The sequence below is a fragment of the Pseudomonas sp. 2,4-D genome (assembly GCF_030418155.1).
Taxonomy (GTDB): Bacteria; Pseudomonadota; Gammaproteobacteria; order Pseudomonadales; family Pseudomonadaceae; genus Aquipseudomonas; species Aquipseudomonas alloputida.
This window is the reverse complement of sequence record NZ_JAUHUI010000015.1, coordinates 32,127-58,588: the sequence shown is the minus strand read 5'-3', so window position 1 is coordinate 58,588 and position 26,462 is coordinate 32,127. Positions and strand designations below refer to the sequence as shown.

Annotated in this window: 27 protein-coding genes and 1 riboswitch; of the genes, 16 read left to right on the top strand and 11 right to left on the bottom strand. The window is 62.7% G+C overall.

The window, feature by feature from the left end:
* Positions 1-3: 3 nt before the first annotated feature.
* Entirely contained in the window at positions 4-1,071 is a 1,068-nt protein-coding gene (gene cobW / locus QYE47_RS13270) for a cobalamin biosynthesis protein CobW (RefSeq protein ID WP_003247913.1), read from the bottom strand.
* A gap of 99 nt (positions 1,072-1,170) precedes the next feature.
* Positions 1,171-1,388, bottom strand: a riboswitch (cobalamin riboswitch).
* Between the two features lie 100 nt (positions 1,389-1,488).
* On the opposite strand from cobW, the gene QYE47_RS13265 reads away from it, so the two are divergent.
* The 4 genes from QYE47_RS13265 to QYE47_RS13250 all read left to right on the top strand — a co-directional run bounded on the left by QYE47_RS13265 (position 1,489) and on the right by QYE47_RS13250 (position 5,130).
* Positions 1,489-1,866, top strand: coding sequence for a glyoxalase superfamily protein (locus tag QYE47_RS13265; protein ID WP_010954367.1), 378 nt, complete (start codon positions 1,489-1,491; stop codon positions 1,864-1,866).
* Positions 1,863-2,225, top strand: coding sequence for a hypothetical protein (locus QYE47_RS13260; RefSeq protein WP_070383963.1), 363 nt, complete (start codon positions 1,863-1,865; stop codon positions 2,223-2,225). The genes QYE47_RS13265 and QYE47_RS13260 overlap by 4 nt, the downstream gene beginning before the upstream one ends.
* A 171-nt stretch (positions 2,226-2,396) precedes the next feature.
* Positions 2,397-3,974, top strand: coding sequence for an ATP-binding cassette domain-containing protein (locus QYE47_RS13255; RefSeq protein ID WP_070383964.1), 1,578 nt, complete (start codon positions 2,397-2,399; stop codon positions 3,972-3,974).
* 136 nt (positions 3,975-4,110) lie between these two features.
* Positions 4,111-5,130 carry a branched-chain amino acid aminotransferase gene (locus QYE47_RS13250; protein WP_014590758.1) on the top strand — a complete coding sequence of 340 codons (1,020 nt, stop codon included), beginning with the start codon at positions 4,111-4,113 and terminating at the stop codon, positions 5,128-5,130.
* Positions 5,131-5,324: 194 nt separating this feature from the next.
* Here QYE47_RS13250 and QYE47_RS13245 read toward each other — a convergent pair whose 3' ends face one another.
* Entirely contained in the window at positions 5,325-5,753 is a 429-nt protein-coding gene (locus tag QYE47_RS13245; protein ID WP_014590757.1) for a multidrug/biocide efflux PACE transporter, read from the bottom strand.
* A gap of 92 nt (positions 5,754-5,845) precedes the next feature.
* Between QYE47_RS13245 and QYE47_RS13240 the strand changes: the two genes are divergently transcribed.
* The 4 genes from QYE47_RS13240 (at position 5,846) to QYE47_RS13225 (ending at position 11,804) form a co-directional block, all read left to right on the top strand.
* Positions 5,846-6,700, top strand: a complete 855-nt coding sequence (locus tag QYE47_RS13240) for a LysR family transcriptional regulator (protein ID WP_019436995.1) — start codon at positions 5,846-5,848, stop codon at positions 6,698-6,700.
* 155 nt (positions 6,701-6,855) lie between these two features.
* Positions 6,856-8,601, top strand: a complete 1,746-nt coding sequence (locus tag QYE47_RS13235) for a hydantoinase B/oxoprolinase family protein (RefSeq protein WP_070383965.1) — start codon at positions 6,856-6,858, stop codon at positions 8,599-8,601.
* A 13-nt stretch (positions 8,602-8,614) separates the two neighbouring features.
* Positions 8,615-10,699: a hydantoinase/oxoprolinase family protein gene (locus tag QYE47_RS13230; protein WP_070383966.1), complete on the top strand. Its 2,085-nt coding sequence runs from the start codon at positions 8,615-8,617 to the stop codon at positions 10,697-10,699.
* A gap of 148 nt (positions 10,700-10,847) precedes the next feature.
* Positions 10,848-11,804, top strand: coding sequence for a helix-turn-helix domain-containing protein (locus QYE47_RS13225; RefSeq protein WP_014590753.1), 957 nt, complete (start codon positions 10,848-10,850; stop codon positions 11,802-11,804).
* A gap of 60 nt (positions 11,805-11,864) precedes the next feature.
* Here QYE47_RS13225 and QYE47_RS13220 read toward each other — a convergent pair whose 3' ends face one another.
* Positions 11,865-12,758: a DUF2950 domain-containing protein gene (locus QYE47_RS13220; protein ID WP_014590752.1), complete on the bottom strand. Its 894-nt coding sequence runs from the start codon at positions 12,756-12,758 to the stop codon at positions 11,865-11,867.
* On the bottom strand, positions 12,755-14,215 hold the full coding sequence (locus QYE47_RS13215) for a DUF3300 domain-containing protein (protein ID WP_019436990.1): 1,461 nt from the start codon (positions 14,213-14,215) through the stop codon (positions 12,755-12,757). Before QYE47_RS13215 ends, QYE47_RS13220 begins: the two co-directional genes overlap by 4 nt.
* A gap of 243 nt (positions 14,216-14,458) precedes the next feature.
* Between QYE47_RS13215 and QYE47_RS13210 the strand changes: the two genes are divergently transcribed.
* The gene (locus QYE47_RS13210) at positions 14,459-14,710 is read left to right on the top strand and encodes a hypothetical protein (RefSeq protein ID WP_014590750.1); all 252 of its coding nucleotides are present in this window, start codon (positions 14,459-14,461) and stop codon (positions 14,708-14,710) included.
* A gap of 81 nt (positions 14,711-14,791) precedes the next feature.
* Entirely contained in the window at positions 14,792-15,511 is a 720-nt protein-coding gene (locus QYE47_RS13205) for a TorF family putative porin (RefSeq protein ID WP_070383967.1), read from the top strand.
* Here QYE47_RS13205 and QYE47_RS13200 read toward each other — a convergent pair.
* The 3 genes from QYE47_RS13200 to QYE47_RS13190 all read right to left on the bottom strand — a co-directional run bounded on the left by QYE47_RS13200 (position 15,508) and on the right by QYE47_RS13190 (position 18,310).
* Positions 15,508-16,380: a DMT family transporter gene (locus tag QYE47_RS13200; RefSeq protein WP_070383968.1), complete on the bottom strand. Its 873-nt coding sequence runs from the start codon at positions 16,378-16,380 to the stop codon at positions 15,508-15,510. The two genes, QYE47_RS13205 and QYE47_RS13200, sit on opposite strands and share 4 nt — an antisense overlap.
* A 328-nt stretch (positions 16,381-16,708) precedes the next feature.
* Entirely contained in the window at positions 16,709-17,743 is a 1,035-nt protein-coding gene (locus QYE47_RS13195) for an RHS repeat-associated core domain-containing protein (RefSeq protein ID WP_080557789.1), read from the bottom strand.
* Between the two features lie 144 nt (positions 17,744-17,887).
* Entirely contained in the window at positions 17,888-18,310 is a 423-nt protein-coding gene (locus QYE47_RS13190) for a RidA family protein (RefSeq protein ID WP_014590747.1), read from the bottom strand.
* 188 nt (positions 18,311-18,498) lie between these two features.
* Here QYE47_RS13190 and QYE47_RS13185 point away from each other — a divergent pair, with 188 nt between their 5' ends.
* Positions 18,499-18,825 carry a hypothetical protein gene (locus QYE47_RS13185; RefSeq protein ID WP_014590746.1) on the top strand — a complete coding sequence of 109 codons (327 nt, stop codon included), beginning with the start codon at positions 18,499-18,501 and terminating at the stop codon, positions 18,823-18,825.
* A gap of 44 nt (positions 18,826-18,869) precedes the next feature.
* Here the strand turns inward: QYE47_RS13185 and QYE47_RS13180 are convergent, their stop codons facing one another.
* Positions 18,870-19,082, bottom strand: coding sequence for a PLDc N-terminal domain-containing protein (locus QYE47_RS13180; RefSeq protein ID WP_003247877.1), 213 nt, complete (start codon positions 19,080-19,082; stop codon positions 18,870-18,872).
* Between the two features lie 102 nt (positions 19,083-19,184).
* Entirely contained in the window at positions 19,185-19,655 is a 471-nt protein-coding gene (locus QYE47_RS13175; protein WP_012052122.1) for a hypothetical protein, read from the bottom strand.
* A 161-nt stretch (positions 19,656-19,816) separates the two neighbouring features.
* Between QYE47_RS13175 and QYE47_RS13170 the strand changes: the two genes are divergently transcribed.
* The gene (locus tag QYE47_RS13170; protein ID WP_014590744.1) at positions 19,817-20,824 is read left to right on the top strand and encodes a GlxA family transcriptional regulator; all 1,008 of its coding nucleotides are present in this window, start codon (positions 19,817-19,819) and stop codon (positions 20,822-20,824) included.
* A 36-nt stretch (positions 20,825-20,860) separates the two neighbouring features.
* Here the strand turns inward: QYE47_RS13170 and QYE47_RS13165 are convergent, their stop codons facing one another.
* Positions 20,861-21,544 (bottom strand): TetR/AcrR family transcriptional regulator, encoded by a 684-nt coding sequence (locus QYE47_RS13165; RefSeq protein ID WP_014590743.1) that lies wholly within the window; start codon positions 21,542-21,544, stop codon positions 20,861-20,863.
* Between the two features lie 278 nt (positions 21,545-21,822).
* Here QYE47_RS13165 and QYE47_RS13160 point away from each other — a divergent pair, with 278 nt between their 5' ends.
* The 4 genes from QYE47_RS13160 (at position 21,823) to QYE47_RS13145 (ending at position 25,843) form a co-directional block, all read left to right on the top strand.
* Positions 21,823-22,803: an aliphatic sulfonate ABC transporter substrate-binding protein gene (locus tag QYE47_RS13160; protein ID WP_019436987.1), complete on the top strand. Its 981-nt coding sequence runs from the start codon at positions 21,823-21,825 to the stop codon at positions 22,801-22,803.
* A 16-nt stretch (positions 22,804-22,819) separates the two neighbouring features.
* Entirely contained in the window at positions 22,820-24,184 is a 1,365-nt protein-coding gene (locus tag QYE47_RS13155; RefSeq protein ID WP_070383969.1) for an LLM class flavin-dependent oxidoreductase, read from the top strand.
* Positions 24,185-24,317: 133 nt separating this feature from the next.
* Entirely contained in the window at positions 24,318-25,154 is an 837-nt protein-coding gene (locus tag QYE47_RS13150) for a bifunctional allantoicase/(S)-ureidoglycine aminohydrolase (protein WP_003247865.1), read from the top strand.
* A gap of 89 nt (positions 25,155-25,243) precedes the next feature.
* Complete coding sequence (locus QYE47_RS13145; protein WP_014590740.1) at positions 25,244-25,843, top strand: START domain-containing protein; 600 nt, start codon at positions 25,244-25,246, stop codon at positions 25,841-25,843.
* A gap of 82 nt (positions 25,844-25,925) precedes the next feature.
* On the opposite strand, the gene QYE47_RS13140 is transcribed toward QYE47_RS13145, so the two are convergent.
* Positions 25,926-26,348: an Lrp/AsnC family transcriptional regulator gene (locus QYE47_RS13140; RefSeq protein WP_010954389.1), complete on the bottom strand. Its 423-nt coding sequence runs from the start codon at positions 26,346-26,348 to the stop codon at positions 25,926-25,928.
* Between the last annotated feature and the right edge of the window lie 114 nt (positions 26,349-26,462).

The following is a 26,462-nucleotide window of genomic DNA, read 5'->3' as shown; positions in this document are numbered from 1 at the left end:
GGGTCAGGCGCCCAGTGCCTGGCGCAGGCGCGCTTCCAGCTGGGCAGCATCGAGGTCCTGGCCGATCAGCACCAGGCGGGTGATACGCGGCTCATCGGCGCGCCAGGCGCGGTCGAAGTGCTTGTCGAAACGGGTGCCCACACCTTGTACCAGCAGGCGCATCGGCTTGCCCGGGATGGCGGCGAAGCCTTTGGCGCGCAAGATACCGAACTCCACCACCAGCTGGGTCAGCGCATCGAGCAGCAGGCTTTCGTCGGCTTCCGGCAGGTCGATGGAGATGGAGTCGAAAGCGTCGTGGTCATGATCGTCATGATCGTCGCCGTCGTGGTGCGAATCGTGGTGGGTTCGGCGGCCATCGATATGCGCCTCAGACTCGGCACCCACGCCCAGCAGCACCTCCAGTGGCAGCTTGCCGCTGCTGGCCTCGATCACTTTCACCGCCGGCGGCAGTTCTTCGGCCACCTCGGCACGCACCTTGGCCAGGCCTTCGGCGTCGATCAGGTCGGCCTTGTTCAACACCACCAGGTCGGCACTGGCCAACTGGTCAGCGAACAGCTCATGCAGGGGCGATTCATGGTCCAGGTTAGGGTCGAGCTTGCGCTGGGCATCGACCTGGTCCGGGTAGGCAGCAAAGGTGCCAGCGGCCACGGCCGGGCTGTCGACCACGGTGATGACCGCATCGACGGTGCAGGCGTTGCGGATTTCCGGCCACTGGAACGCTTGTACCAATGGCTTGGGCAGGGCCAGGCCGCTGGTTTCGATGAGGATGTGGTCGAGGTCGCCACGGCGGGCCACCAGCTCACGCATCACCGGGAAGAACTCTTCCTGCACGGTGCAGCAAAGGCAGCCGTTGGCCAGCTCGTAGACGCGGCCGCTGGCTTCTTCCTCGGTGCACCCGATGCTGCACTGCTTGAGGATTTCGCCATCGATGCCCAGTTCACCAAACTCGTTGACGATGACCGCAATGCGGCGGCCCTGGGCGTTGTCGAGCATGTGGCGCAGCAAGGTGGTCTTGCCCGAGCCGAGGAAGCCGGTGACGATGGTGACGGGGAGCTTGGCCAGTGTTTTCATGTCGCATTGCCCTTGGCAGTGTGGCGCGGGCATGCAGGACGACAGCCGCAGGCCAGGCCGGCCGGGCTTGTTCGCCACCGGATCACCCCGCCCGGTTGAAAGTCGAAAACGTGACGAGGCAGGTCTCCTGGCTTGCACCGTTCCATATCCCTGTTCAGTCGAACAGCGGGCTGGCGGGATGACGCCTTCCCGCGCGCTGGCGCAGTGGCTGTGTCGATCCGTTGTCGGTGCTTACAGTTGCGGGGGCAGCCGCGGCTTGTACCGCGTTCCCGTCTTAGCTTCGGCCAGGCCGAAGAACCTCGAAGTGGGCAAGGCTACGCAGTGGCTGGCGGGTGGTCAACCATTGCTGCCGGCTGGTCGACCATAAGGGGAGCAACTGCGCTAAAGTGGCACCTTTTCAACGGACAAGGACGCACCATGCCCCTCGCCCCCGCCATACCTGTCCTGCGCATATTCTCGATCGACAAGGCCAAGGAGTTCTACCTCGATTTCCTGGGTTTCAGCCTGGACTGGGAGCACCGCTTCAGCCCGGACTTGCCGTTGTACATGCAGATCCATCGTGATGGCCTGATCCTGCACCTTTCAGAGCACCATGGCGATGCCTGCCCTGGCTCGACCGTGTTCGCCCGCCTCGACGACCTGCACGCGCTTGAGCGTGAATTGCAGGGTAAACAGTACGGTTTCGCCCGGCCCGAGGCCGAGCGCCTGGATTGGGGCCTGCAGATGCAGGTGTGGGACCCGTTCGGCAACCGCCTGCGCTTTTGCCAGCAGATCGATGACGAGGCCAACCCGTGAAGGCACTGGGCAAACGCGAAATGGGCCGCCTGGAGCGGGAGTTGGTCGCGTGCCTGACCGATGCCTGCGAAGCCGCCAAGGCGGAGATTGTCGGCTTCAGTTGGCTTACCCATCGCCTCCACCCCGAGGACTTTCCGGGCAGCCTGCGTATTACCTGGGTATTCGAGCAAGAGGCTGACAAGGCAGCGGCCGTGGTCGGTGATGCGAAGGCGCGCATGTTGGCACTTACCGCTCTGGCGCTGGAGCAAGCCGGCATTCAGCTGGACCATCCGGCCTGGCATGTGCGATTCGACAGTGAAGAAGCCTGCGCGCACGGCCATGGCGGAGACTGGGCCAAGCGCTTGCAGACGCAGCGCTGAGCCCCAACCGGCAGCCGGTGCTTTACCCGGCCCCAGACGGTCCGTTAGGCTACGCATTCTCTAAATTACGAGGTGTTCGTCCAATGCGCCATTGATGCCGCCGTCCGTTCGACGGCCAGTCTTCAGCCTCCGGTTCGTTCCGGAGATGTCGCGGCATTTGTGGAGTTGTGCATGACGAACACGTCGATTCTGACGCTGGACAGCGTCTCCTTGGCCTTGCCTGATGGCAGGCCGCTGTTTAGCAACCTCAACGAAACCTTCGACCAACGCCGCACCGGCCTGGTCGGGCGCAATGGCGTGGGCAAAAGCCTGCTAGGGCAGATTCTTGCCGGCCGGCGTGAACCGAGCAGCGGCCATTGTCGGCGCCTCGGGCTTGTCCATTTGCTGGACCAGCAAGTCATCGCGCGCAGCGCCACGCTGGCCGACCTGGCCCAAGTGGGGCCGGTGATTGCGGCGCTGGAGCGCATCGAGCAAGGCAGCATCAAACCCCAGGATTTCGACACCGTTGGTGAGCGCTGGGATATGCGCGAGCAATTGCAGCTGCAGCTTCAGGGCCACGGGCTGGGTCAACTCGACTGGCGCCAGCCCGCACGAACCCTGAGCGGTGGCCAAGCCATGCGCGTGGCGCTGATTGGCGCGTGGCTCAGCGATGCCGATTACCTGATCCTCGACGAGCCAAGCAATCACCTGGACAGCAACGCCCGCGCCCAGTTGCTGAGCATGATCGAAGAATGGGACCGTGGCTTGCTGGTGATTAGCCACGACCGCAGCCTGCTGGCGCACATGGCACGCATTGTCGAATTATCCAGCCTGGGCTTGCAGGCCTACGGTGGCAACTACAGCCTCTATAGTGCGCAAAAAGCCAACCAGACGGCGCAGGCGCAGCAGCAACTTGCCCGGCTGAAGCAGGAGCAGCAACGCCAGGCCCGTGAACTGCAGCGCCAACGCGAAGACCTGGAGCGCCATCAGGCCCGGGCCGGGCGCCAAGCCAAGCACGCCAACCAGGCCAAGATTCTGGTCGACCGCAAGCAGAAGCGCAGCCAGGCCACTGCTGGCAAGCAGCGCCGCGACCATCGCGATGCTCGGCAAACGCTACTGGGCAAAGTGCGTGACGCCGCCCGCGAGGTGGAGCAAGACAGCGCCATTACCTTGCACGCGCCCGCACCTCAGCGCCATCCGGGCCGAGAGGTCTTGGCCTTGCAGGCACTTTGCTTGCCCCATGGAACCCGCAAAGCGCTTGACCTGCGCTTGTGCCTGGGCCAGCGCGTAGGGCTGATCGGCGCCAATGGCAGTGGCAAGTCCACCCTGCTCAGGCTGCTGAATGGGGAATTGCCGGCATCGCCCGACAATGTGCACCTCAGTGGTGAGACCGCCCTGCTCGACCAGCACTGCAGCACACTGGCAGGCAACCGCAGCGTGCTCGAACACCTACGCCAAGCCAACCCGACGCTGGCCCAGGGGAAATTGCGCAGCCGCCTGGCGCAACTGGGCCTGGATGCGGCCCGTATCGAACTGCCCAGTAGCCTGCTTAGCGGCGGCGAGCGTATGAAGGCGGCGCTGGCCGCCGTGCTGTACCGCGAACGGCCGCTCGACCTGTTGCTGCTGGACGAACCCGGCAACCACCTGGACCTGCCATCGCTGACAGCCCTGGAACGTATGCTCGGGCAGTTTCGCGGGGCGCTGATAGTGGCGTCCCATGATGCAGTATTGCTGGAAAACCTGGCGCTGGATGAGTACTTGCTGTTGTAGAAACCGAAAAAAAAGCATCGCAGCCTATCAATTCGTGACTGGCCGTTCCCGATCCGCGTGGGATGTATTAAGGTGGCATGGTGCGCATACAACAGCAGCCCGAGCGATCGGGCACTTGCAAGACAATGAGGGTGTCATGAGCAACGAAAGCATTAATTGGGACAAGCTGGGTTTCGACTATATCAAGACTGACAAACGCTACCTGTCCGTATGGCGCAATGGCGAGTGGGACAAGGGCACCCTGACCGAAGACAACGTACTGCACATCAGTGAAGGCTCCACGGCCTTGCACTATGGCCAGCAGTGCTTCGAAGGCCTGAAGGCCTACCGTTGCAAGGACGGCTCGATCAACCTGTTCCGCCCGGACCAGAACGCCGCCCGCATGCAGCGCAGCTGCGCACGCCTGCTGATGCCGCACGTGCCGACCGATGTGTTCATCGAAGCGTGCAAGCAAGTGGTCAAGGCCAACGAAAAGTTCGTACCACCGCACGGCAAAGGCGCCCTGTACCTGCGCCCGTTCGTGATCGGCACCGGCGACAACATTGGCGTGCGCACCGCCCCCGAGTTCATCTTCTCGGTGTTCGCCATCCCGGTTGGTTCGTACTTCAAGGGCGGCATGAAGCCGCACAACTTCCAGATTTCCAGCTTCGACCGTGCTGCCCCACAGGGCACCGGCGCGGCCAAGGTCGGCGGCAACTACGCTGCCAGCCTGCAGCCGGGTGCTGAAGCGAAGAAGGCCAACTTCGCCGACGCCATCTACCTCGACCCGCTGACCCACACCAAGATCGAGGAAGTCGGTTCGGCCAACTTCTTCGGCATCACCGCCAACAACGAGTTCGTCACCCCGAAATCGGCCTCGGTACTGCCAGGCATCACCCGCCTGTCGCTGATGGAACTGGCGCAATCACGCCTGGGCCTGACCGTGATCGAAGGCGACGTCGAAATCAGCAAGCTGGACCGCTTCATCGAAGCCGGCGCTTGCGGTACTGCTGCGGTGATCACCCCGATCGGCGGTATCGAGTACAACGGCAAGCTGCACGTGTTCCACGACCTGGAAAAGGTTGGCCCGGTTACCCAGAAGCTCTACAACGAGCTGACCGGCATCCAGAGCGGCGATGTTGAAGCACCGGCAGGCTGGATCGTCAAGGTCGACTGAGGCGCATCAGATGTATGAAAACGGGGCATGCCAGCGATGGCATGCCCCGTTTTTTTGACAGAGTTGATGACCCTGTGGGAGCGGGCGTGCCCGCGAACACCGGCGCAGCAGGTGCCATCCACCGTGTCGCCTGCTTCGCGGGCTTGCCCGCTCCCACAGGGAACGCGTGAGCATTCGCAATTGGGGCCGGCTACTCATGCCACGCGACGCTGCATGAGCAGATGCCGGGCTTTGTCGAACGCCCAGTTGTACAGCACCGTGTAGGGCAGGATGATCACGAAGAAGCCCAGCTCCACCATGAACGCCTGCAGCAGCGAAATCTCCAGCATCCAAGCCGCCACCGGCAGGCACCACACCACCAGGCCGGCTTCGAAGCCAAGACCGTGCACGAAACGCGTACTGGCCTTCCAGTTGATGCGTTCGGTTTGCACCCAGCGATCGACCAGTGCGTTGTAGACCATGTTCCACAGCATGGCGATCACCGACAGGGTCACCGCCAGCGCGCCCGCCGTTGCCAACGACTTGCCCATGATCCAGGACAGCAGCGGCGCACACAGCAGTACCGCAAAAACTTCATAGCCAACGGCGTGGACCAGGCGTTCGGTGAAAGACACGTTTTTCATTGCAAATTCCATCCATTGCGGGAGTCGTACTTCCCATTTTCTTTGATAGAACTGATACTCGCGACATAGCTACCATCGGTTTTATCAATACTATGCGTTACTCTCCCGAAGCTCTGGTCGCCTTTACTGAAGCCGCCTCGCTAGGTTCGTTTTCTGCGGCGGCGCGCAAGCTGCACAAAAGCCAGTCCACTGTCAGCATCGCCATCGCCAATTTCGAGGCCGATATCGGCTGCCAGCTGTTTGACCGCAGTGGCCGACACCCCACGCTCAATGAGGCGGGCAGGCAGGTGCTGAGCCATGTCGAAGCAATTCTCGACGCCAGCGCCCAGCTCGATGCGCTGGCAGTGCGACTGGCGCAAAATGTCGAGGCGCTGGTATCTGTGGTGATGTCGGACAGCTACAGCGTAACGTTCCAGGGGGCGGTGATGACTCGTTTCGCCCAGCACTACCCTCATACCGAGCTACGCTGCGGCCCGGCGGAGGACGCTGATGTGATCGAGATGATCCAACAGGGCCTGGCCCATGTCGGCATCCTTGCCACACAGCCCGGCTACCCCGCCGACGTGGCCGTGGCGCGCTTGCCGGAGCAGGCAGAGTTCGGCGTGTATGTCGCCAGCGAGCATCCGCTGGCGAGCCTGGCGCAGGTAAAGGCGCAGCACCTGGAGAACGCACGACAGCTGTATATCAAGACCTATGCCCCCAGCCTGCACCATGGCCGTGGCCAAGCGTGGTCGGCACCGGATTACCTGACCCTGCTTGAGTTCGCCGTGCGCGGGTTTGGCTGGGCCGAGCTGCCCAGGGCGCTGGTAAAACGGTTTGGCAACGAGCTGGTGGAGTTGCAGATAGCGGGCTACCCCCGGCGGGTGGATATGGATGTGGCCTGGTCGAGCCGGCGTGCCTTGGGGCCGGCCGGGCAATGGCTGGTGCGACAGATGTTGGGCCAATAGTTGTGTCGCCTGCCCGAACTTGAAGTGCGCCCAGACACAACAACCGGTACACCCAGCGACAAGCCTTCCCCCCACCCCGCCCCTTAGCCTGTCACCACGCGCCGCCCCGCTGCGGCACGCACCCAAAAAAGCACAAGAACAAACGTTGGTGACCTATGCAGACAGTAGATCCGATCACCCTTGCGGTTGTCCGGGGTGCGCTGGAGACAGCGCAACGCGAAATGACCCTGACCCTGGAAAAGACCGGGCGCTCCAGTGTGTTCAACCTGGCCCACGACTATTCCAACTCGCTGTTCGACCACTTGCCGGAAATGATCCTGCAGGGCCAGGACATTCCCATCCACCTGGGCTCGCTGATCCCGGCCATGAAGTGCGTGGCCGAGTTCTTCGGCGACGACATCGCCGAAGGCGACGTGATCTACCACAACGACCCCGCCTACAAGGGCAGCCATATTCTCGACTGCTGCATGTACAAGCCGGTGTACTACCAGGGCGAACTGGTGTTCTGGACCGTGTGCAAGGGCCACCTGACCGACATCGGCGGCCCTGTACCCGCCGGTTACAACCCCGACGCCAAGGAAATCTACGCCGAAGGGCTGCGCATTCCACCGGTCAAGCTGTGGGAAAAGGGCAAGCGCCGCGAAGACGTGATCAACTTCATGCTCACCAACATGCGCGCCCGCCCCTATCAGGAAGGCGACCTTAATGCCCAGTACGGCGCCTGCAAGGTCGGCGAGCGGCACTTGCTGGAGCTGCTGGACAAGTACGGCGTGGCCCAAGTGCGTGCCTGCATTGCCGAGCTGAAGAACATGGCCGACCGACACATGCGGGCGCTGTTGCGCGATGTGCCGGACGGTGACTACAGCGGCACCGCCGTTCTTGAAGATGCCGGCCACGGCCTGGGTGAACTGGCCATCACCGCCCATGTGCGGATCCGTGGCGACCAGGCCCATGTACGCATCGAAAGCCCGCCGCAGGTGCCGTACTTCATCAATTCCTATGAGGGCAACTCGGTATCCGGGGTATACCTGGGGCTGATGATGTTCGCCCAGGTGGCGCCGCCTTACAACGAAGGCCTGTATCGCTGCGTAACGGTCGATGTCGGCCCCAGGGGCACGCTGTGCAATGCCGAGGAACCCGCGCCCCACGTCAATTGCACCACCACGCCGATGGAAACCCTCGCCGATGCCGTGCGCACGGCGCTGGAACAGGCCTCGCCACAGCGGGTAACGGCCTCCTGGGGGCACACCAGCGGCATCAACATCGCCGGCCACGACCCGCGCAACGGCAACAGCGAGTACGTGACGATGGTGCTGGCCTCGATCATTTCCGGTGCCGGTGCCAACCAGGTGATGGATGGCTGGCACGCCTGCGGCCCGCTGTGCTGCTTCGGAGCGCTGATGAGCGGTGACATCGAGCTGCTCGAACACGCTTATCCGGTGCTGATCCACCGCTACAGCCTGATGGCCGACAGTGGTGGCGCCGGTGAGTTGCGCGGAGGTTCGGGCACCCGCCTGGAGATCGAACCGCTGGACCACGCCATGACCGTAGTCGGCTTCGGCGAGGGCCGCCAGTTGCCCACCGCCGGTGCCGCCGGGGCTCGCAATGCCCTGCTTGAGCCCAAACTGGGCCGGCTGATCCATCGCCACGCCGATGGCCGCGAAGACCACTACACGCAGAACCCCATGCTCACCCTGCAGCCCGGCGAACGCATCATCAACATCAACCCCGGTGGTGGTGGCTACGGCGACCCGCTGCGCCGCCCGGTCGCAGCAGTACTGGAGGACGTGCGCAACGGCCTGGTCTCGCCACAAGGCGCAGCCCTGGAATATGGCGTGGTCCTCGATGCCGATGGCCAACTGGACGAAACAGCCACCCGCCTTGCCCGCGCCCCGCGCTAACCGGAGAACCATCATGCGTAACCAATATCGCCTGGGCATAGACGCTGGCGGCACTTTCACCGATTTCATCCTGGCCGACCGCGACGGCGGCGTGCAGCTGTTCAAGGCCCCGTCCACGCCGCAGGATGGCACCCTGGCCATTCGCGCCGGCCTGGCACAGATCGCTGACGCCACCGGGCGCAGCCCGGCCGAACTCATCGCCAACTGTGACCTGTGCATCAATGGCACCACCGTGGCCCTCAACGCGCTGATCGAACGCACCGGGGTCAAGGTAGGCCTGCTGTGCACCGAGGGGCACGAGGACAGCCTGGAAATCCGCCTGGGCCACAAGGAAGAAGGCCACCGCTACGACGCCCATTACCCGCCGGCACACATGCTTGCCCCACGCCACCTGCGCCGCCCGATCGGTGGCCGTATCCTTGGCGATGGCCGGGAGCACAGCCCGCTGGACGAAGCCGCCATCCATGCCGCCATCGACTACTTCCGTGCCGAAGGCGTGCAGGCCGTGGCCATTTCCTTCCTGTGGGCGGTACGCAACCCCAGCCACGAACAGCGGGCCGCCGAGCTGGTACGGGCTGCCCTGCCCGAGGTGTTCGTCTGCACCGGCTGCGAGGTGTTCCCGCAGATTCGCGAATACACCCGCACCTCCACCACCGTGGTCAACGCCTACCTCAGCCCGGTAATGGCACGTTACGTGGCGCGCATCGACAGCCTGTTCCAGGAACTTGGCGCACAGCAGCCGGTACGCTACTTCCAGTCCAACGGCGGGTTGGCGCCCGGGCACCTGATGCGTGAGCGCGCCGTCAACGCGATCAACTCCGGTCCGGCCTCAGCGCCACAAGCCGGGCTGGCAGTAGCCAAGCCGTTCGGTATCGACAACGTCATTACCGTGGACATGGGCGGCACCTCATTCGATATCACCCTGACCAACGCCGGACGCACCAACTTCAGCAAGGACGTGGACTTCCTGCGCCAGCGCATCGGCGTGCCGATGATCCAGGTGGAGACCCTGGGTGCCGGCGGTGGCTCCATCGCCCACCTGGACGAATTTGGCATGCTCCAGGTCGGACCGCGCAGCGCCGGCGCCATGCCTGGGCCGGTGTGTTACGGCAAGGGTGGCCACGAACCCACGGTCACCGACGCCAACCTGGCACTTGGCTACCTGCCCGACGGCGCACTGCTGGGCGGCAGTATCCGCCTGAACCGCCAGGCCGCGCTGGACGCCATCCAGAGCAATATCGCCGAACCGTTGGGCATCAGTGTGGAACGCGCGGCATTTGGCATCACCACCCTGGTCAACCTGAACATGGTCAACGGCATCCGCCGCGTATCGATCGAGCGCGGTCACGACCCGCGTGACTTCGCCCTGATCGGCGCAGGCGGTGCGGCGGGCATGCACGTGGTGCGCCTGGCCGAAGAAATCGGCATGCACACCGTGCTGATCCCCAAGGTAGCCTCGGGCTTGTGTGCGTTCGGCCAGATCCTGTCCGACGTGCGTTACGACCAGCTCACCAGCCTGTCGATGCGCCTGGACGCCGGGCACGTGGACCTGGCGCAACTCAACCACACCCTTGCCGAGCTGCGTCAGCAAGGCCTGGCCAACCTGCGCGAAGACGGCTTTGGCGACCAGGCCAGCAGCTGCCACTACACCTTGGAGATGCGCTACCTGGGGCAAGTTCACGAATGCAGTGTGGACCTGCAGCAGCACAGCCTGGACGAGGCAGGACTGGCCGCGCTGATCAGCCGCTTCCACAGCCGCCACCAGACGCTGTACTCGTACAGCGAACCCGACAGCCCGGTGGAGCTGGTGAACCTGGAGTGCTCGGTGATCGGCCACCTGCCACGCCCGCCGCAACCCGAGCTGCTGGGGCCGGCCGAGCCCCCCGCCCCCACCGCGCAAACCGTCCGCCCGATGCTGTTCAGTGCCGACGGTGAATGGCAGCCCACACCGGTGTTCAACGGTAACCACCTGTTGCCAGGGCAGACCGTGCATGGCCCCTGTGTGATCGAGGAAGACACCACCAACATTGTCCTGCCACCCGGCTGGCAGGCTCGCCTGGAGCCTTCGGCCACCTACTGGGTGACACGCGGGGGTTGATCTTGCGGTCGGCGCGCGCCGATCATGGGCCTGATAACCGCCCGGCAGTTTTGCGCTGCCGGGCGGTTCGTACAATAACAAGAGCTGCTTGAGTAGCTTGCCTGCAGTTCCTTTTTTCAATGCTGCCCTCTTTGAAAAAGGACCAACCATGCCCACAGAACTCTCGACCCACGGCTGGCCACAACCGGAACGCCAGGCACGCTGGGCCGAAGCCATCAGTGACACCTATTTCCCCTTGAGCCTTGAATTTGCTGCCGGACAGCCGTTCGATGGCCACCTGCAGCGCTGGAGTACGCCGAGCACGCCACTGAGCCTGTCGCGCTTGCGGTCCAGCCAGCTGGGTTACTCGCGCAGCAAAGCGCATATCGGCCAGGACCATGAAGCGTTCTACCTGGTGACCGTGCCGCATGGCAGCGAAGTGCACTTCGAACAGGACGGCCACCAGATCAGTTGCAGCCCGGGCGGTTTCATCGTCGAGCGCGGCGATGCACCCTACCGCTTCCACTACGGCACGCAGAACGACTTGTGGGTGCTCAAGCTGCCCGAGCGTGCGCTCAAAGCCAACCTGCTGGGGCACAAGCGCTATACCCGGCATTGCTTCGATGCCCGTCAGGGCCTGGGGCGCATCTTCGTCGAGCAACTCGACCTGTGTGCCCGCCATTTCGACACCAGCCCCGCGGCAGCCCGGCATTTACTGCTGGAACAGGCTTCTGCCACCCTGCTGCTGGCCTTGCAACAGGATGAGCGCGTGCTGGGCAGCGAAGGCAGCAACCTCAGCACCCTGCACCTGACGCGGGTCGAGCAGTACGTGCAGCAAAACCTGGGTGACCCCGAACTGTCGCCACAAACCATCGCCAGCGCCTGTGGGCTGTCACTGCGTTATCTGCACAAGCTGTTCGCGATCACGCCTTACACCCTTAACGAATGGGTACGCCTTCAACGCCTGGAGGCCGTGCACCGGCAACTGCGCGACCCGCATTGCCACCTGGCCATCGGCGAACTGGCATTTCGCTGGGGTTTTGCCGACCAGGCGCAATTCACCCGCGCGTTTCGCCAGCAGTATGGGTGCACGGCGAGCGAAGTGCGGGCTACGCGTACGCACTGATAAAAGCAACGGAAACGTGCCCGCTTCCACAGGGGCCGCAGCTGCGTTGGCTGTGCGGGCTCAATCCCCCGCCGCCACATCCACCACTTTCCAGCTGTCATCCGGGTCGAAGCGTTTCATCTCCTTCGCCAGCCTGTCGCCATTCGGCCCGAGGTCTTTTTCGAACACTTGGCCGTCATGGCTGATCATGAAGCTCATCACCCCGGTGTCGTCGTATTTGGCCGGCCAGGCGACCATGGCGAAGCCACGGCTCATCTGGTTACCGATCAGGTAGCTGTAGGCACCGCCCGGGGCGGACGGGCCCTGTGCATCCAGGATGCGGAAGTGGTAGCCATACCAGGCGTCACCGACCACATCCTGGCCGAACAGCGGGCCCAACGGGCTGACGTCACCGTCGCCATCGTCATCCCAATACAGCCCGTCATGCTTGCCCGGCTCGCTGAAAATCTTCTGTGCGTACTCCAGCGCACCATTGCCGTTATGGTCCTGGGTGGCGTAGTCCATTTGCGCATCGTGATAGGCCAGCAGCGACTGCAGAACACCCAGCTCGTTGCGCCCGATACGACGGGCGCGGATTTCGGCACTGCCCGCCTTGAGGTCGAAGCGCCAGCCCTGGCTGGTTCTGGTCAGCGGTATGGGCAAGGTCCAGTGACCGGTGCCCACCGCCAGGATGGCCTTGCCCTCGCCTGACATGTCGATGCTGTGCTGTGCGCGATACTGCTCGAGGAAGGTATCCACATCGCTGCGTTGCACACCACCGCGCGGTATGTAGGTGCGCCAGTCATCGCCCAGCAACTGGGCCAGGCGGGCTTCATCAGGTTTTTCCTGGCCCAGCGCCGCGACAAAGGCTTCCACGGCCTTCTCCGGCGTTGAGAAGGCTTGCTGGGCAGCGGCCATGAACGACCAGGCCAGACCTGCCGTCAGCAGCAATGCAGCGAGTGTTGGGCGCTTCATCGACGGCCTCCTGCGCCGCGACGTGCGGGCGCACTGGGCCGGGAGATCGGGTGCCCGGCGGCACGCGACGCACCAGGCCGCTGAGCGAACGACTGGCTGGTACGGCCGCGGTTGGCCTGCGCGCTGGTGCGCGACGGTGAGCGCACGCCGTCGAAAGCATTGTTGCGGGCACGGCCTGCCGTATTGGCAGGACGGCTCTGCGCCGGCTGCCGCGCCTGGCCGTCGCCCTGCCGGCGTTGATTGGCCAGGTTGCCGTTCTGCTGGCGGCCTTGGTCATTGCGGGTTTCCTGCCGACGGTCAGTAGCCCGCGCGCCATCATCACGGGACGGCATGCGGTTGCCGCCAGGATTGCCTGCCTTGACCTCGCGCATTTGTTCGCGGGCCTGACGGTTACTGGTAGCCGGCCGTTCGATACCTGCGCGGTCCATCGATGCCCTGGCTTTGTCTCGGGCCTGGGCCCGTTGGGCGTCGTCGCCACGGAACGCGGTGCGCTGAGTCGCACCGTCCAGCTGGCGGCCATACTGCTGACGGCTGCGAGAATCGCGGTATGGCACCCCGTCCCGGTTGGCGGCATTGTGCTGCCATTTGTTCTGGTTGTTGGTGATGCGGTTGTTGACGTTGAGGTTGTTGTAGCGGTTGACGTCAATGTCGATGTCATTGTTGTCCCAGTCGCAATCGCCCCACAACGAGGCAACGATCGCCACGCCGGTACCGAAGGCCAGGCCGGCCACCAGCGCGGAACCGGGGTAGTACATGGGCGGCGGCGGATAATACACCGGCGGCGAGGCCGGGTAGGCCCAGGTGCCATAGGTGGTGGTCGGGTTATAGCTGGGCACATACACCACTTGCGGGTCGGCCGGTTCGATGACGATGGTGGTGGGCGGGCTGCTGGCCGCTGCCCCTTGGGTGCTACTGCCGCTGGCGGCTGGCGCAGGTGCGGTCTGCACGGTTACGTTCTGGTACTGGCTGCTCTGCAGATTGCCGGCGGCCTGCGCCTGGTGGCGCAAACGCTGCACGCTGCCCATGACATCATCGGGCTGGGCGAGGAAAGCATCGCCCAGGCGCTGCACCCAGACCGGGTCCTGGCCAAGTGTTGCCAGCACCTGCGGGAAGGCCACCAGTGCCTGTACGCTAGGGTCCCAAGGCTGCTTGGCCACTTGCCTGACTGCATCGTCGCCGGTGGCCTTGGGGTTGGCCTTGGACCAGGTCACGGCTTCATTGACCTGCCCCGGGTAGGTTGACGCCATCAGCACCTGAGCCAGCAGCTGATCAGGGTACAAGGCAATGGGGGCCAGCATCTGGTCCAGTTGCTCCTGGGAGAACACCGGGTCCTTGGCCACGGGCGTGGCAGCGGATGGCGCCGGATCCGGCGCGGGCACGTCTTCGGCCAGCACCAGGCCCGGAGCAGCGCTCAGGCAAAGCAGTGCCGACAGGACAGCAAACAATGGCATGCGCATCGCTTATCCCCACAAGGTCAGACCGCGTGGGTTAAGGGTAGCAATGGCGGTGCCGTTGACCAGACGAGGGGACGCAAACTTTTCGCGCTTCAACGGTGGGATGGTTGATGCGTTTGAGTCTAGGTGGGCTTCGCCGGAACCGTCGATAGTCACTATCGAGCAGGGCAATTTCTACCGAGCACTGTGGCCGCATAACCTAGCGCCATCCCCACGCTACCTCCTAGACCGCCCTGGAGCTAACCGATGAATACCTTGGCCCGCCAGCTGTCCGCCACCCTTGTCGTTTTTGCCATCGCCGTGATCAGCGGCTGTGCCAGCCACCCTGAACTGCGCCCGTACACCGCAGAAGAAACCCGCCAGTTGCAACTGGAAGCCTTACAGCGCCGCGGCCTGTCGCTGGACAATTACGAGCAGCAACGGCGGGTGATCCTGCGTGCCGACAAGCTGCCTGTAGTGACCGAGACCGCCGACGCTGAACGTTCGACCAAAGGCTGAACGGGCTAGCCGGCGGTTCCCTCCCTCCACTTGCGCAGGTATTCTCTACCGCTCAACCGCAAGCCTTCCAGGACGGAGACCATGATCAGGCCCCTTCTGTTGCTGAGTGCTGCACTGCTTTTCAGCCCCGTGTTACCAGCCCAGCAGATGAAACGCCAGCTGGGCGATTTCGACTTCACACTCGGCACCACTCCCTCGCGCAGCATGGCGCAAGGGCTTATCTCCCCCAGCGCCGTCGGCGCGTTCCATGGCGGGCTCGACCTCAGCCACCCCAGTGGTTGGTACCTGGGCCAGTACGCCCCAAGCATGGGCGTCACCCCCAACTCGACCCTGCGCCTGGACAGCTACCTGGGCTACAAGCACCATTTCGACAGCAGCCTGGGCTACGAGGTAGGGTTGATCCATTACAGTCAGCCCAATATCGCAGGCCCCGACAGCTACGCCCTGTATGGGGGGATTTCGGTGCTGGGCAGCCGCCTCGGCGGGGCGCTGCGCGACAACCCCGACAACCGCACGGGCACGCTGTTCGCCGACTTCGGCCATCTGCCGATGTTCGACGTCGACTTTACCGTCAAGCTCGCCCACCACCGCCTGGGCACGCCGTTCACCATTGGCGATGGCAGCCAGGTGAATACCTTTTCCGATTGGTCACTGGAGCTGTCGCGGCCCTGGCTGGGCATCGACCTGAACCTGATCTACAGCAACTCCAGCCTGAGTGGCGCGAGCTGCGATGCCTATGCGGGCATCAATACCTATTGCGACAGCGTGGTCACACTCAAGGCCCAGCGCAGCTTTTTTTAACGGCGCGGCGCCAACGCCAGGGCAATACCGCCCAACACCACCACACAGGCGATCAACAAACGCAACGACACCGACTCGCCGATCAGGGCAACCCCGCCCAGTGCAGCAATCACTGGCACGCTGAGCTGCAGGGTCGCCGCCTGTTGCGCACTGATCTGCCTGACCACGCCATACCAAACGGCATAGCCTGCGCCAGAAGCCAGCACACCGGAACCCAAGGCATACAACAAGCCAAGTGGCGTGAAGTGCGGGTCGGCCCCCAGCAACAGCATCGGTAGCAGCAGCACCAGGCACGGCAAGCTACGGGCAAAATTGCCGGCAGTGTCGGCCAGCGGCCTGGGCGAGCCTTTGCCCAGTAGCGTATATCCCCCCCAGGCCACACCGGACAGGGCCATCAGCAAGGCACTGGCCAACGGCGGCGCGGAAACGCCGGGCAACAGCAGCACCAGCAGGCCGGCAAAGGCAATCAGCATACCCAGCAGCATGCGTACAGTGATGTGTTCGCCCCTGTACCACGCGAAGCCGAACATGGTGATCTGCACGGCACCGAACAGCAACAACGCCCCCACCCCTGCCCCCAGTTGCAGGTACGCCGCAGAAAACAGGAACGCGTACAGGAACAGGGCCAGACCGCCCCACCAACTGCCGCCCATGGTATGCACCGGCCTGCGCAGGCGAATCAGCAACAGCAGAAACAGCGCACCACTGGCCAGGCGTACCACGGTGAAGGACACCGGGTCGATCGCCCCGTCCTTCAGCGCCAGCCGGCAGAACACCGAGTTGGCGGCAAACGCCACCAGGCTGAACAGAGCAGGCCAAAGCCAGGCCCTGGTCTTGCGGTCGGTAAGCGTGGTCGTGCCTGAACTCATGGTGTGGTCACCTCTGAGTGGGATTGTTGTTATAGCGGCATTTAGTCAGGACCGGCACCGATATACAAGGAAGAATCCACCGTGAGGATGGCACCGGCTACGCCGGTGTTCGCGGGTAAACCCGCGCCTACGTGCGACCGCGCCGGCTTTTCAGGTTTTAAGCAAGACAGTTGCTTCCACCGGTGCAGCGCGTACCTAAAACTTTCGCGATTCTATGCATGCCCCAACACACAAATTCGCTCTATGAGCTATCTGAAACCTGACTAAACGTAATATACTCGCCCCCACCTGCTGCAATAGAGTACCCAGACCCGCTGACCACTACAAATCAATCAGAACGCCAACTGGTAGCCCCCCTCTTATCACGAATTCTGCGGAGTGCACGTGAAATATTATCTGCAACCCTGTCAGCCGTTGAATGCGCCGGCTGAAGTTTACTACCCCTAAGCGCTCCCCGCACATTAATACCAGCAGCCATAGCATCGATCGTAATGGTTCGCAGCTCACGAGACTTCTCTAGATCCAAACCCCAAAAAACATACCTACTCTTAGCATTGAAGCTCCTAAGTTCTTCAATATCGGTGTTATCAAGCTTCTGGCGCCTATAGATCCAGCAGTCCGAAGCCACCGTACCTTTTCCTGCTCTCATACCAGCCATCGAGGATGACGTTACCTGACCAGAGCTTGATGCCTGACCACGCTGCAGGCTACCTTGTACAGGTGCGCCTGAGGTGTTCCAACCCGGCTGCCCATTCAATATGTCTTGCACTGTTTCATCCATGAGCGATGACGACATGTAAAAGCCTTCGCTACTACGTCTTGGCCTTTTTTCAACCCTCCCCGACACAATGCGATTCATCTTCGCCTCTGACTTGAGCCCAGGCAGGCTGTTTGACCTCAATCTTGGTGAATGCCCATCGGGGTCACTGACGTTGACCGGATCGTTCATACAGTAGGCGTAACAGTTCAATCCACCTGCGCCAAAGGGGCAGAAACTGTCCGGACTGTAAAAACGCATCAAGGCAGGGTTATAGCTGCGATAGCCATTACCGAGTAAATACTGGCTGTTCACCAGCAAGTGCCCATTGAACGCTGGCCGGTGCGGAGGAATGTCATGGGGGGTGTGATAGCCATAAGCATTGTAGGCAACCGACTCACGCTGCGCCTGAGACTTGACCACGACCACTGTCTGCACTCCGTCTGTAGCCAATAACGCCGTGCGTGTAGATTCTTGCTCTAGCCGCGTTTCGGCTAATACCTCAGGTTGCGCTCTAACGCACACCATGGCTGATGTACCCGATAAAGCTGTATGAACTTTATCCTGTTGTAAGAAAAAGTGCGTAACTTTGTCAAAGTCGACCATCTGTTAGCTCCCGCATGTCGCTCTGAATCTTAGGCGCTGATACAGATAAAACAACTGGTAAAACTAACAGGGCACTGCCTTATGGCACCGGCTACGCCGGTGTTCGCGGGTAAACCCGCTCCTACGGGCGACCGCGCTGGCTTTTCAGGTTTTGAGCAAGACAGCGGCTACTGCTTCGATCTCCACCAGCATGCCGTCCAGTGCCAGCCGGGGCACCGGTATCAGCGTGCAGGTCGGTTTCATGTGCGCCCCCCAGGCCCTGTCGGCTTCGGCCACCCATTGGTGCAGCCGTGCTTCGGAGTGTTCGACAATCAGCAGGGTCAGCTTGAACACCTGGGCCAGGCTGGCACCTTTCGACGCCAGGGCCAGTTCCAGGTTGGCCAGCGCCTGGCGGGCCTGTTCGGCGAACACGGGTGACAACTGGCCCTGGCTATCCTCCCCACCCTGACCGGCGATGAACAGCAGACGGCTGTCAGCGCGCACTTCGGCGACATGGGAGTAGGCATTGCCACTGGGGTCGTAGAGGCCTTCGGGGTTGCTTAGCTGGAATGCGTTTGATGGGGTCATGACAAGCCCTCGCTCGGTGGGAAGAGCGCAGGAGTATCGGACCTTAAGTTAACTCGAGGTCAAGCGCAAAGTAGGACATTTCGTACAAAGCATCGTCATGCCAGAACCACGCGTGTGTTTGCGCCGTGGCTGTCAGGCCGTAGATTGCAAAGCCCGGCATGGAGGCCTGTAACCAACGGGGAATACCGATGAGCAAATTTGATTTTCAGCTGGCTTACACCATCAAGCCACACAACCCTGCATACGATGAAACCGATGCGGCACAGGCACGTCTGCACCTGCGGGAAAAGCTCGGTCTGGACACCGTTGAGCACATTGAGACCACGCTGCTTGGCATGATCACGCTCAATGGCCCCACCCGCGCTGACCGCAAGCGGGAAGCTGAAAAGCTGGTCCGTGATTACATCCATGACGCGCTCAAGGAACTGCGCGTACTGTCTACCGTGAAGTTCTACGGCTGCCTGATGGTGGACGGGCTGGGTCCTGCCATGCGTTTCGACATCCTGCCCAAATGACCCTCGACGGCCTCAGGCGCCCCCGCGCCCGAGGCCGCAAACCGTCATTTTTCCTGCAACACCGCCCTGCCCTTCACCGCCCGCGGCCCGCGCCAGGCCCAGAACAGCAAACCTGGGAATGGTGCGTAGACCACGAAGACGATCCACAGCATCTTGCGCTCGGCGCGCCGTTCACTGCCGATGATGTGCCAGATGGCCCAGATCTCCAGCAGAATGACCAAGGCCGCGATGATGATCCAGATCGTACCGATTTCCATGAGCGCTCTCCCAATGGCATGTATTGGGTTGGGTTGCTGCAAGCGCTGAGGGTTCAGATTGATTTGACTCACCGCGCCTCTTTGCAGACGCGGCGATAGGCCTCATTGCCGTGGTGCATTCTCCAGTGCAGCCTTCAACGCTGCTGCATCGGTGAACGCCCGTTGGCTGACCAGCACGCCCTGCTGCAGTTGCAACCACTGCACCTGGCCCTCCTGCCCGGGGTAACGGCTGGCCACTCGCCCATCACGGTCGAGCAGCACCCGGTAGCTGTAATCGCGCATGGCCGGGACCGCGAACAGTTTGCTGATCAGCGCAGGCATGCGCTGAATGTCGGCCACGAATACAGCGGCCCGTGCTTCCAGGTAGCCCTTGGGCTGCTCGGCCAGTGCCGCCTTGACCAGCTTGGCACCGTCCATATCGCGCGCCACCAGCAGAATCTGCGTGTCGGCAGCAAGGCTGTAGGCCTGGTCGTACTGGTCGAGCAGCGTGAACGGGGCGAGCTTGTCGCCCTGCTCCAGGGCGTTGGCCAGCAACGGCAACAGGCTGAGCAACACTACAGCGGCATATCTCATCAGGGGCATCCTCAATGACGGAACGTCAGCATAGCGGTATGGCACCAGGACAGGCTGGTTTGCCTGAACACGACCTGTAATACGACACAGCCACCCGGGAGATTGTCTTTCCTCCGGGCACCGTCCACACTCTGCGAGCCAGCCAGGAAGCGGAGTTCAGAGTGCCCACGCCACGCCAGTTCAGCCAAAAGACCAGCACCAGCAACATGCTACGGCTCAAAACAAGCAGCGCCAATGCCCAGGCGCCCTATCGGGTCGACTTTATCCTGCTCGAACACTTCTCGATGGCCAGTTTCACGGTGGCCATGGACGTACTGGTCACGGCCAACCTGCTACGTGCCGACAGCTTCCGGTTCACCCCGCTGTCGCTGGACGGCGACCGGGTGCTCAGCGACCTGGGACTGGAACTGGTAGCCACCGAGCTGTCCGCTGCGGCGCTGAAGGAACTGGACCTGTTGGTGGTCTGTGGCGGCTTGCGCACACCACTCAAGTACCCGGAACTCGATCGCCTGCTGAACGATTGCGCTGCCCACGGCATGGCCTTGGGCGGCTTGTGGAACGGCGCCTGGTTCCTTGGCCGTGCCGGGGTGCTGGACGACTACGGTTGCAGCATCCACCCCGAGCAACGTGCCAGCCTGTCGGAGCGCAGCCCGCAAACCCGCATCACCCCGGCCAGCTTTACCCTCGACCGTGACCGCCTCAGCGCCGCCAGCCCCAATGGCGCCATGGAGCTGATGCTGGGCCTGGTGCGCCGGCTGTACGGTGATGGCCTGGCCGAAGGCGTCGAGGAAATCCTGTCATTCTCCGGTGCGCGCTACCGCCAGGTGGGTCCTGGGGCGAAGAAGTCCATGAGCCTGCACCTGCGCACCATTGTCGAGCTGATGGAGAACAACCTCGAGGAAACCCTCAGCCTCGACCAGTTGGCCGCCTACAGCGGGCGCTCGCGGCGACAGATCGACCGCCTGTTCCAGGCCCAGCTGGGCACGTCGCCCCGGCGCTATTACATGGAGCTGCGCATCACCAAGAGCCGCCGGCTGCTGCAGTACTCCGACCTGTCGGTGATGGAAGTGGCGGTGGCCTGCGGGTTTGTCTCGGTGTCGCACTTCAGCAAGTGCTATGCGGCGTATTTCGGCTACCCGCCGTCGCGCGAGCAACGGCTGGGCGAGTGACCCAGGCTTCGAGTCAGCCCAGGCGCTCGAGCAATCTCAGGTACGGGGCTCGAGCTGGATATACCGCAACACCGCATCACAGATCATGGCTTTGTGGCGCAGCTTTATTTGCTCATCAGACAGGTCGATCTGGAAGATCTCGCCAAACGTATGGCGGTTCGACACCCGGTAGAAGCAGAACGAGCTCATCAGCATGTGCAGGTCGATGACCTCGATGCCGGCGCGGAACACGCCTTCCTGAACGCCACGGCGCAGAGTGTTGCCCAAGGCCTCCAGCACCAGGCTGCTCATTTCGCGAATGGCCGGCGACTGCTTGACGTACTCACCATAGTGGATGTTTTCGGTGCAGATGATGCGCACGAAATCGACGTTGCGGTCATGGTGATCGAAGGTGAACTCCACCAGCCGGCGGATCGCCTGCTCAGCCGGCAACGACTCCAGGTCCAGGCTCTGCTCGGTCTTGCGGATATCCCCGTACAACTTCACCAGGCACTCGCAATACAGCTGCTCCTTGCTGCCGAAATAGTAGTAGATCATGCGCTTGGAAGTGGCGGTGCGTTCGGCAATGGCGTCGACGCGGGCGCCGGCCAGCCCCTGCTGAACGAACTCGCTGATGGCGGCCTGGAGGATGTCCTCGCGTGTTTTCTCAGGGTTGTTCTTGCGCGTTTTGCGCACCCCTTCGGTTTCAGGCTGGCCGAGGCCGACTACGGAATCACTCATACCCACTCACAGGCTGTTTATTGGAATGCGGGGGATTATCCGTTAGCGCGGCCATGCAGGGAAGCACGCTGTTGGTCGGGTAGCCATCATGCCTTGGCCATTGGCAAGCCTTTCGCGCCCCATAACCCCTCCTGCAACGATAGACGCCAAGCCCAAAAAACAAAAGGATATAAAAATAACAAATCAATCTAACAAATAGGAATATATAAATTGAAAGCCAAACGCCACCTCCTTAGTCTGGGCAGATCGCCTCTCACCCGATTCAAGGAGCAATGCCCATGCCCAAACATGCCTTCTCCCCACTACGCCGTCTGCTGATCGGCGGTTTACTGGCCAGCGTCGCCAGCGCCCTGCTGCCCTGGTCCGAAGCCATTGCCGACGACGCCAGGACACTGCGCATCGGCTACCAGAAATTCAACAGCATCAACATCCTCAAAGGCAGCGGCGCCCTGGAGAAGGCCCTGGCACCGCAAGGTGTGAAGGTCAGCTGGCATGAGTTCGCCGCAGGCCCCCAGCTCCTGGAGGCACTGAGCACCGGCGCCATCGACCTTGGCCACGCAGCCGATGCGCCCTCGGTGTTCGCCCAGGCCGCAGGCAAGCCTGTGGTCTACCTGGCCGCCGAACAACCCTACCCACGCGGCATTGGCCTGGTCGTGCGCGAGCAGGACCACCTGGCCAGTGTGCAGGACCTGAAAGGCAAGCGCGTGGCCACCGGCCGCGGCTGGAATGCCCAATACCTGCTGGCCGTAGCCCTGCAGCAGGCTGGCCTCAGTTACAAGGACATTACCCCCGCCTACGTCAACAATGCCGCCGATGCCGTGGCCGCCCTGCAATCGGGCAGTGTGCAGGCCGTGACCCTTTGGGACCCGTTCCTCGCCGCCGCAGAAAGCCAGCCAGGGTTGAAGAACCTGCGCGACGGCAGCGGTCTGTCCAACAACCGCACCTTCTACCTGTCCACAGCCCGCTATGCCGACCAGCACCGTGCACTGCTGAAAACCTTCTTTGCCGAGCTGGGCAAAGTCAGCCAGTGGGCCAACGCCAAGCCCGCCGAAGTTGCCGCGCTGCTGGCACCGCAGCTGGGGATCAGCACCCAGGTGCTGGAAGTGGCCAGCGAGCGGCGCAACTACAACGCCGTCGCTATCACCCCGCAGATCGTTGCCGAACAACAGAAGCTGGCGGACACCTTCCAGGGCCTGGGCCTGATTCCACGCAAGCTACAGGTGGCCGAAGCGGTCTACCCGGCTTCCGTGTTGCCTTGAACGGAGCGCGCTGACCATGCCTCGCCCGATCCGCTTCAACGCCTTCAGCATGAACGCTGCCAGCCACCAGTCCCCTGGGCTGTGGCGCCATCCGCGCAACACCAGTGTGGCGTTCAACCGGCTGAGCTACTGGACCGAACTGGCCCGCCTGCTCGAACGCGGCCTGTTCGACGCCCTGTTCATCGCCGATGTGCTGGGTATCTACGACGTCTATCAAGGCAGCCCGCAAGCCGCCCTGCGCGGTGGCGTGCAGGTGCCGGTCAATGATCCGCTGCTGCTGGTGCCGGCGATGGCCGGGGTGACCGAGCACCTGGGTTTTGGTGTCACCTTTTCGCTGACCTACGAACACCCCTACCCCTTCGCCCGGCGCATGTCCACGCTCGACCACCTGAGCAATGGCCGGGTCGGCTGGAACATCGTCACCGGGTATCTGGACAGCGCTGCGCGCAACCTCGGCCTGGCGCGTCAACTGGGCCACGACCAACGCTACGACCTGGCCGAGGAATACCTGCAGGTGCTGTACAAGCTGTGGGAGAAAAGCTGGGACGACGACGCCGTGCTGCTAGAGCGTGCAAGCGGGCGCTATATCGAACCCTCGCGGGTACACCCGATCAACCATGTGGGCGAGCACTTCCAGGTGCCCGGCATGCACCTGTGCCAGCCGTCGCCGCAACGCACCCCGGTGTTGTTCCAGGCCGGGGCGTCGGCACGCGGTCAGCAGTTTGCCGCACGGCATGCCGAATGCGTGTTCATCAGCGGGCCAACGCCGACGGTGCTGCGCCGCTACGCCGACGGCATCCGCCAGGCCTGCGAAGCGGCCGGGCGTGGCCGTGACGAAGTGCTGATCTACGCCCAGGCGCTGTTGATCATCGCCCCCACGCGGGAAGAGGCCGAGGCCCGCTTTAACGACTATCGCCGCTATGTCGACCTGGACGCTGCCCTGGCGCTGCTGTCAGGCTGGACCGGTATCGACTTTGCCGGCCTCGACCCTGATGCACCGATCGAGTACGTCGAGAACGATGCTGGCCGTGCTGCGCTGGCAGCCTTTACCGCCGCCGACCCCACTCGCCGCTGGACCGTACGCGAAGCCGCCGAGTTCGTTGGCCTGGGCGGTCGCGGCCCCGTGCTGATCGGCGCTGCCAGCGAGGTGGCCGACCAGCTGGAAACCTGGCTGGACCATACCGGCATCGACGGTTTCAACCTGACCTACGCCGTGCAACCGGACGACCTGGCCAATGTAGTCGACCTGCTGGTGCCCGAGCTGCAACGGCGCGGCCGCTACCCGCTGAGCTACACCGAGGGCCCCCTGCGCCACAAGCTGTTCGGCCGCGGCGGCCAACTGCCCGAACGGCACGTTGGGCGCCAGGTCAGCATTCAGTGATCAAATACCGGGTATTCCAACATTTAATTTGTGGATGGCACGCACTCGACCCTATTCTGTGGCCACATCCCCTGCGCCGCACCGGCCGGTGCGGTTCAAGGCATGGGGAGAGAACAACAAGTCGAGATCGTCCATGTCGAACCATTCGTACTTCGCCCCCCACGGTGGGCACCCGGCTCAAACCGAGCTGCTGACTGACCGTGCCATGTTCACCGAAGCCTATGCCGTCATCCCCAAAGGCGTGATGCGTGACATCGTCACCAGCCACCTGCCCTTTTGGGACAAGATGCGCATGTGGGTCATCGCCCGCCCGCTGACCGGTTTTGCCGAAACGTTCTCTCAGTACATCGTCGAACTGGCCCCGGAAGGCGGCAGCGAGCGCCCTGAGCTGGACGCCGATGCGGAAGCCGTGGTGTTCATCGTCGAAGGCGAACTGGACATCACCGTCGAAGGCAAACACCACACCCTGGTACCTGGCGGCTACGCCTTCCTGGCCCCGGGCGCCGAGTGGAGCCTGCGTAACAACAGCAAGTCCAACGTCACTTTCCACTGGCTGCGCAAGCACTACCAGAAGGTTGAAGGCCTGGACGTACCGGAATCCTTCGTCACCCACCGCGACAACGCCACCGTCATCGAGATGCCGGGTACCGAAGGCCGCTGGAAAACCACCCGTTTTGTCGACATGGCCGACATGCGCCACGACATGCACGTGAACATCGTCACCTTCCAGCCGGGCGGTGTGATTCCGTTCGCAGAAACCCACGTGATGGAACATGGCCTGTATGTGCTGGAAGGCAAGGCGGTGTACCGCCTGAACCAGGACTGGGTCGAAGTGGAAGCCGGCGACTTCATGTGGCTGCGCGCCTTCTGCCCGCAAGCCTGCTACGCCGGCGGCCCAGGCAACTTCAGCTACCTGCTGTACAAGGACGTGAACCGTCACGTACACCTGACGCTGAACCCCAAGCGCTAAGCCCAGGCTGATGCCCGCAAGCCCGCCAACCTGGCGGGCTTTCTGTTTGCCGCGCATACTGAAATACCCACCCTTGCAGGGTACCGGCCATGAACCGCTGCCTGCTGATTGCGACCTTGCTGCTGTGCACCTCTGCCCTGGCCACCAATGGCTGGAATCTGGCCTACGACCGCGAAGGCATTCGCGTGTACCTGAAAGACCCAAGCGCCTCGCCCTACCAGCAGTTTCGTGGTGTCAGCACCATGAAAGCCAGCGTGCGCACGCTCACTGGCCTGCAGGATAACCTGCGCGTAGCCTGCAAGTGGCTGTACGCCTGTGACCAGATGCGGCTGCTGGATGTGGAAGGTGACAGCACCTGGATATACCTGACCACCAACCCACCATGGCCGACGAGGCCGCGGGACATCGTGCTGAAAGTGACCAGCGAACGCCTGGCCGACGGTACCCTGGTGCGTCACCTGAGCGCCGAGCCCGACAGGATCCCCAACGTTGACGGACTGATCCGGGTACAGCACCTGAGTGGCAAGTGGCGGATGAAGCCGCTGGGTGAACGGGTGACCGAGGTGACCTACCAGTTGCAGGCCGCCCCTGCCGGGGATGTGCCGAGTTGGCTGGCCAACCGGTTCATGGTGGATACAGCGGTGGTCACGCTGCGTACGTTGCGCGCGGTGGCTGAGCGCCAACCTTGAAGTGCCGGCAGGCCGCAGACCGACTGCAGCAGGGCCGGCAGCCTTTTATGCAGTACACCTGGCAAAAGGCCTGGCTCAGCGGTCACATCTTGTAGGTCGACAGCAGGATGCTGGTCTCGGTGTTCTCGATATGCGGGATCGAGCGGATGGCGTTCAGCGCCCGGTCGAACGCTTCGAGGGTGTCGGCGCGCAGCTCTGCCATCAGGTCCCAGCGGCCATTGGTGGTGTGGATGGCCACTACATTGGGATGCCCGCGCAGCGCGTGCTTGACCTCTGCGGCATGGTGGCCGCTGATGCCGATGCTGGTGATTGCCCGCACCCCCTGGTCCAGCGCATCGGAGCGCAAACGTACCGTGTAACCGATGATCACACCCTGTTCTTCAAGCCGGGTAATGCGGTTGTGCACCGTTGCCCTGGCCACCTTCAGCTTCTTCGCCAGGGTCAGCACAGGGGTACGTGCGTTGTCCCGCAACAGTGCAATCAGTTCCCGATCGATCGTGTCCATAAGCCTGCCAAATAATCAGATTGCTACGTTGGGTTAGCAGATTGTCCAGAAGCCTGACGAAACAGACAACCTGCATGCTTCCGATTGACGCAACCTGTCATCAAAATGTTCATG

Bases quoted from the DNA above. Each gene is read 5' to 3' on its own strand.
- cobW (WP_003247913.1), bottom strand. From the start codon at position 1,071: ATGAAAACACTGGCCAAGCTCCCCGTCACCATCGTCACCGGCTTCCTC.
- QYE47_RS13265 (WP_010954367.1), top strand. From the start codon at position 1,489: ATGCCCCTCGCCCCCGCCATACCTGTCCTGCGCATATTCTCGATCGAC.
- QYE47_RS13255 (WP_070383964.1), top strand. From the start codon at position 2,397: ATGACGAACACGTCGATTCTGACGCTGGACAGCGTCTCCTTGGCCTTG.
- QYE47_RS13250 (WP_014590758.1), top strand. From the start codon at position 4,111: ATGAGCAACGAAAGCATTAATTGGGACAAGCTGGGTTTCGACTATATC.
- QYE47_RS13245 (WP_014590757.1), bottom strand. From the start codon at position 5,753: ATGAAAAACGTGTCTTTCACCGAACGCCTGGTCCACGCCGTTGGCTAT.
- QYE47_RS13240 (WP_019436995.1), top strand. From the start codon at position 5,846: ATGCGTTACTCTCCCGAAGCTCTGGTCGCCTTTACTGAAGCCGCCTCG.
- QYE47_RS13235 (WP_070383965.1), top strand. From the start codon at position 6,856: ATGCAGACAGTAGATCCGATCACCCTTGCGGTTGTCCGGGGTGCGCTG.
- QYE47_RS13230 (WP_070383966.1), top strand. From the start codon at position 8,615: ATGCGTAACCAATATCGCCTGGGCATAGACGCTGGCGGCACTTTCACC.
- QYE47_RS13225 (WP_014590753.1), top strand. From the start codon at position 10,848: ATGCCCACAGAACTCTCGACCCACGGCTGGCCACAACCGGAACGCCAG.
- QYE47_RS13220 (WP_014590752.1), bottom strand. From the start codon at position 12,758: ATGAAGCGCCCAACACTCGCTGCATTGCTGCTGACGGCAGGTCTGGCC.
- QYE47_RS13215 (WP_019436990.1), bottom strand. From the start codon at position 14,215: ATGCGCATGCCATTGTTTGCTGTCCTGTCGGCACTGCTTTGCCTGAGC.
- QYE47_RS13210 (WP_014590750.1), top strand. From the start codon at position 14,459: ATGAATACCTTGGCCCGCCAGCTGTCCGCCACCCTTGTCGTTTTTGCC.
- QYE47_RS13205 (WP_070383967.1), top strand. From the start codon at position 14,792: ATGATCAGGCCCCTTCTGTTGCTGAGTGCTGCACTGCTTTTCAGCCCC.
- QYE47_RS13200 (WP_070383968.1), bottom strand. From the start codon at position 16,380: ATGAGTTCAGGCACGACCACGCTTACCGACCGCAAGACCAGGGCCTGG.
- QYE47_RS13195 (WP_080557789.1), bottom strand. From the start codon at position 17,743: ATGGTCGACTTTGACAAAGTTACGCACTTTTTCTTACAACAGGATAAA.
- QYE47_RS13190 (WP_014590747.1), bottom strand. From the start codon at position 18,310: ATGACCCCATCAAACGCATTCCAGCTAAGCAACCCCGAAGGCCTCTAC.
- QYE47_RS13185 (WP_014590746.1), top strand. From the start codon at position 18,499: ATGAGCAAATTTGATTTTCAGCTGGCTTACACCATCAAGCCACACAAC.
- QYE47_RS13180 (WP_003247877.1), bottom strand. From the start codon at position 19,082: ATGGAAATCGGTACGATCTGGATCATCATCGCGGCCTTGGTCATTCTG.
- QYE47_RS13175 (WP_012052122.1), bottom strand. From the start codon at position 19,655: ATGAGATATGCCGCTGTAGTGTTGCTCAGCCTGTTGCCGTTGCTGGCC.
- QYE47_RS13165 (WP_014590743.1), bottom strand. From the start codon at position 21,544: ATGAGTGATTCCGTAGTCGGCCTCGGCCAGCCTGAAACCGAAGGGGTG.
- QYE47_RS13160 (WP_019436987.1), top strand. From the start codon at position 21,823: ATGCCCAAACATGCCTTCTCCCCACTACGCCGTCTGCTGATCGGCGGT.
- QYE47_RS13155 (WP_070383969.1), top strand. From the start codon at position 22,820: ATGCCTCGCCCGATCCGCTTCAACGCCTTCAGCATGAACGCTGCCAGC.
- QYE47_RS13150 (WP_003247865.1), top strand. From the start codon at position 24,318: ATGTCGAACCATTCGTACTTCGCCCCCCACGGTGGGCACCCGGCTCAA.
- QYE47_RS13145 (WP_014590740.1), top strand. From the start codon at position 25,244: ATGAACCGCTGCCTGCTGATTGCGACCTTGCTGCTGTGCACCTCTGCC.
- QYE47_RS13140 (WP_010954389.1), bottom strand. From the start codon at position 26,348: ATGGACACGATCGATCGGGAACTGATTGCACTGTTGCGGGACAACGCA.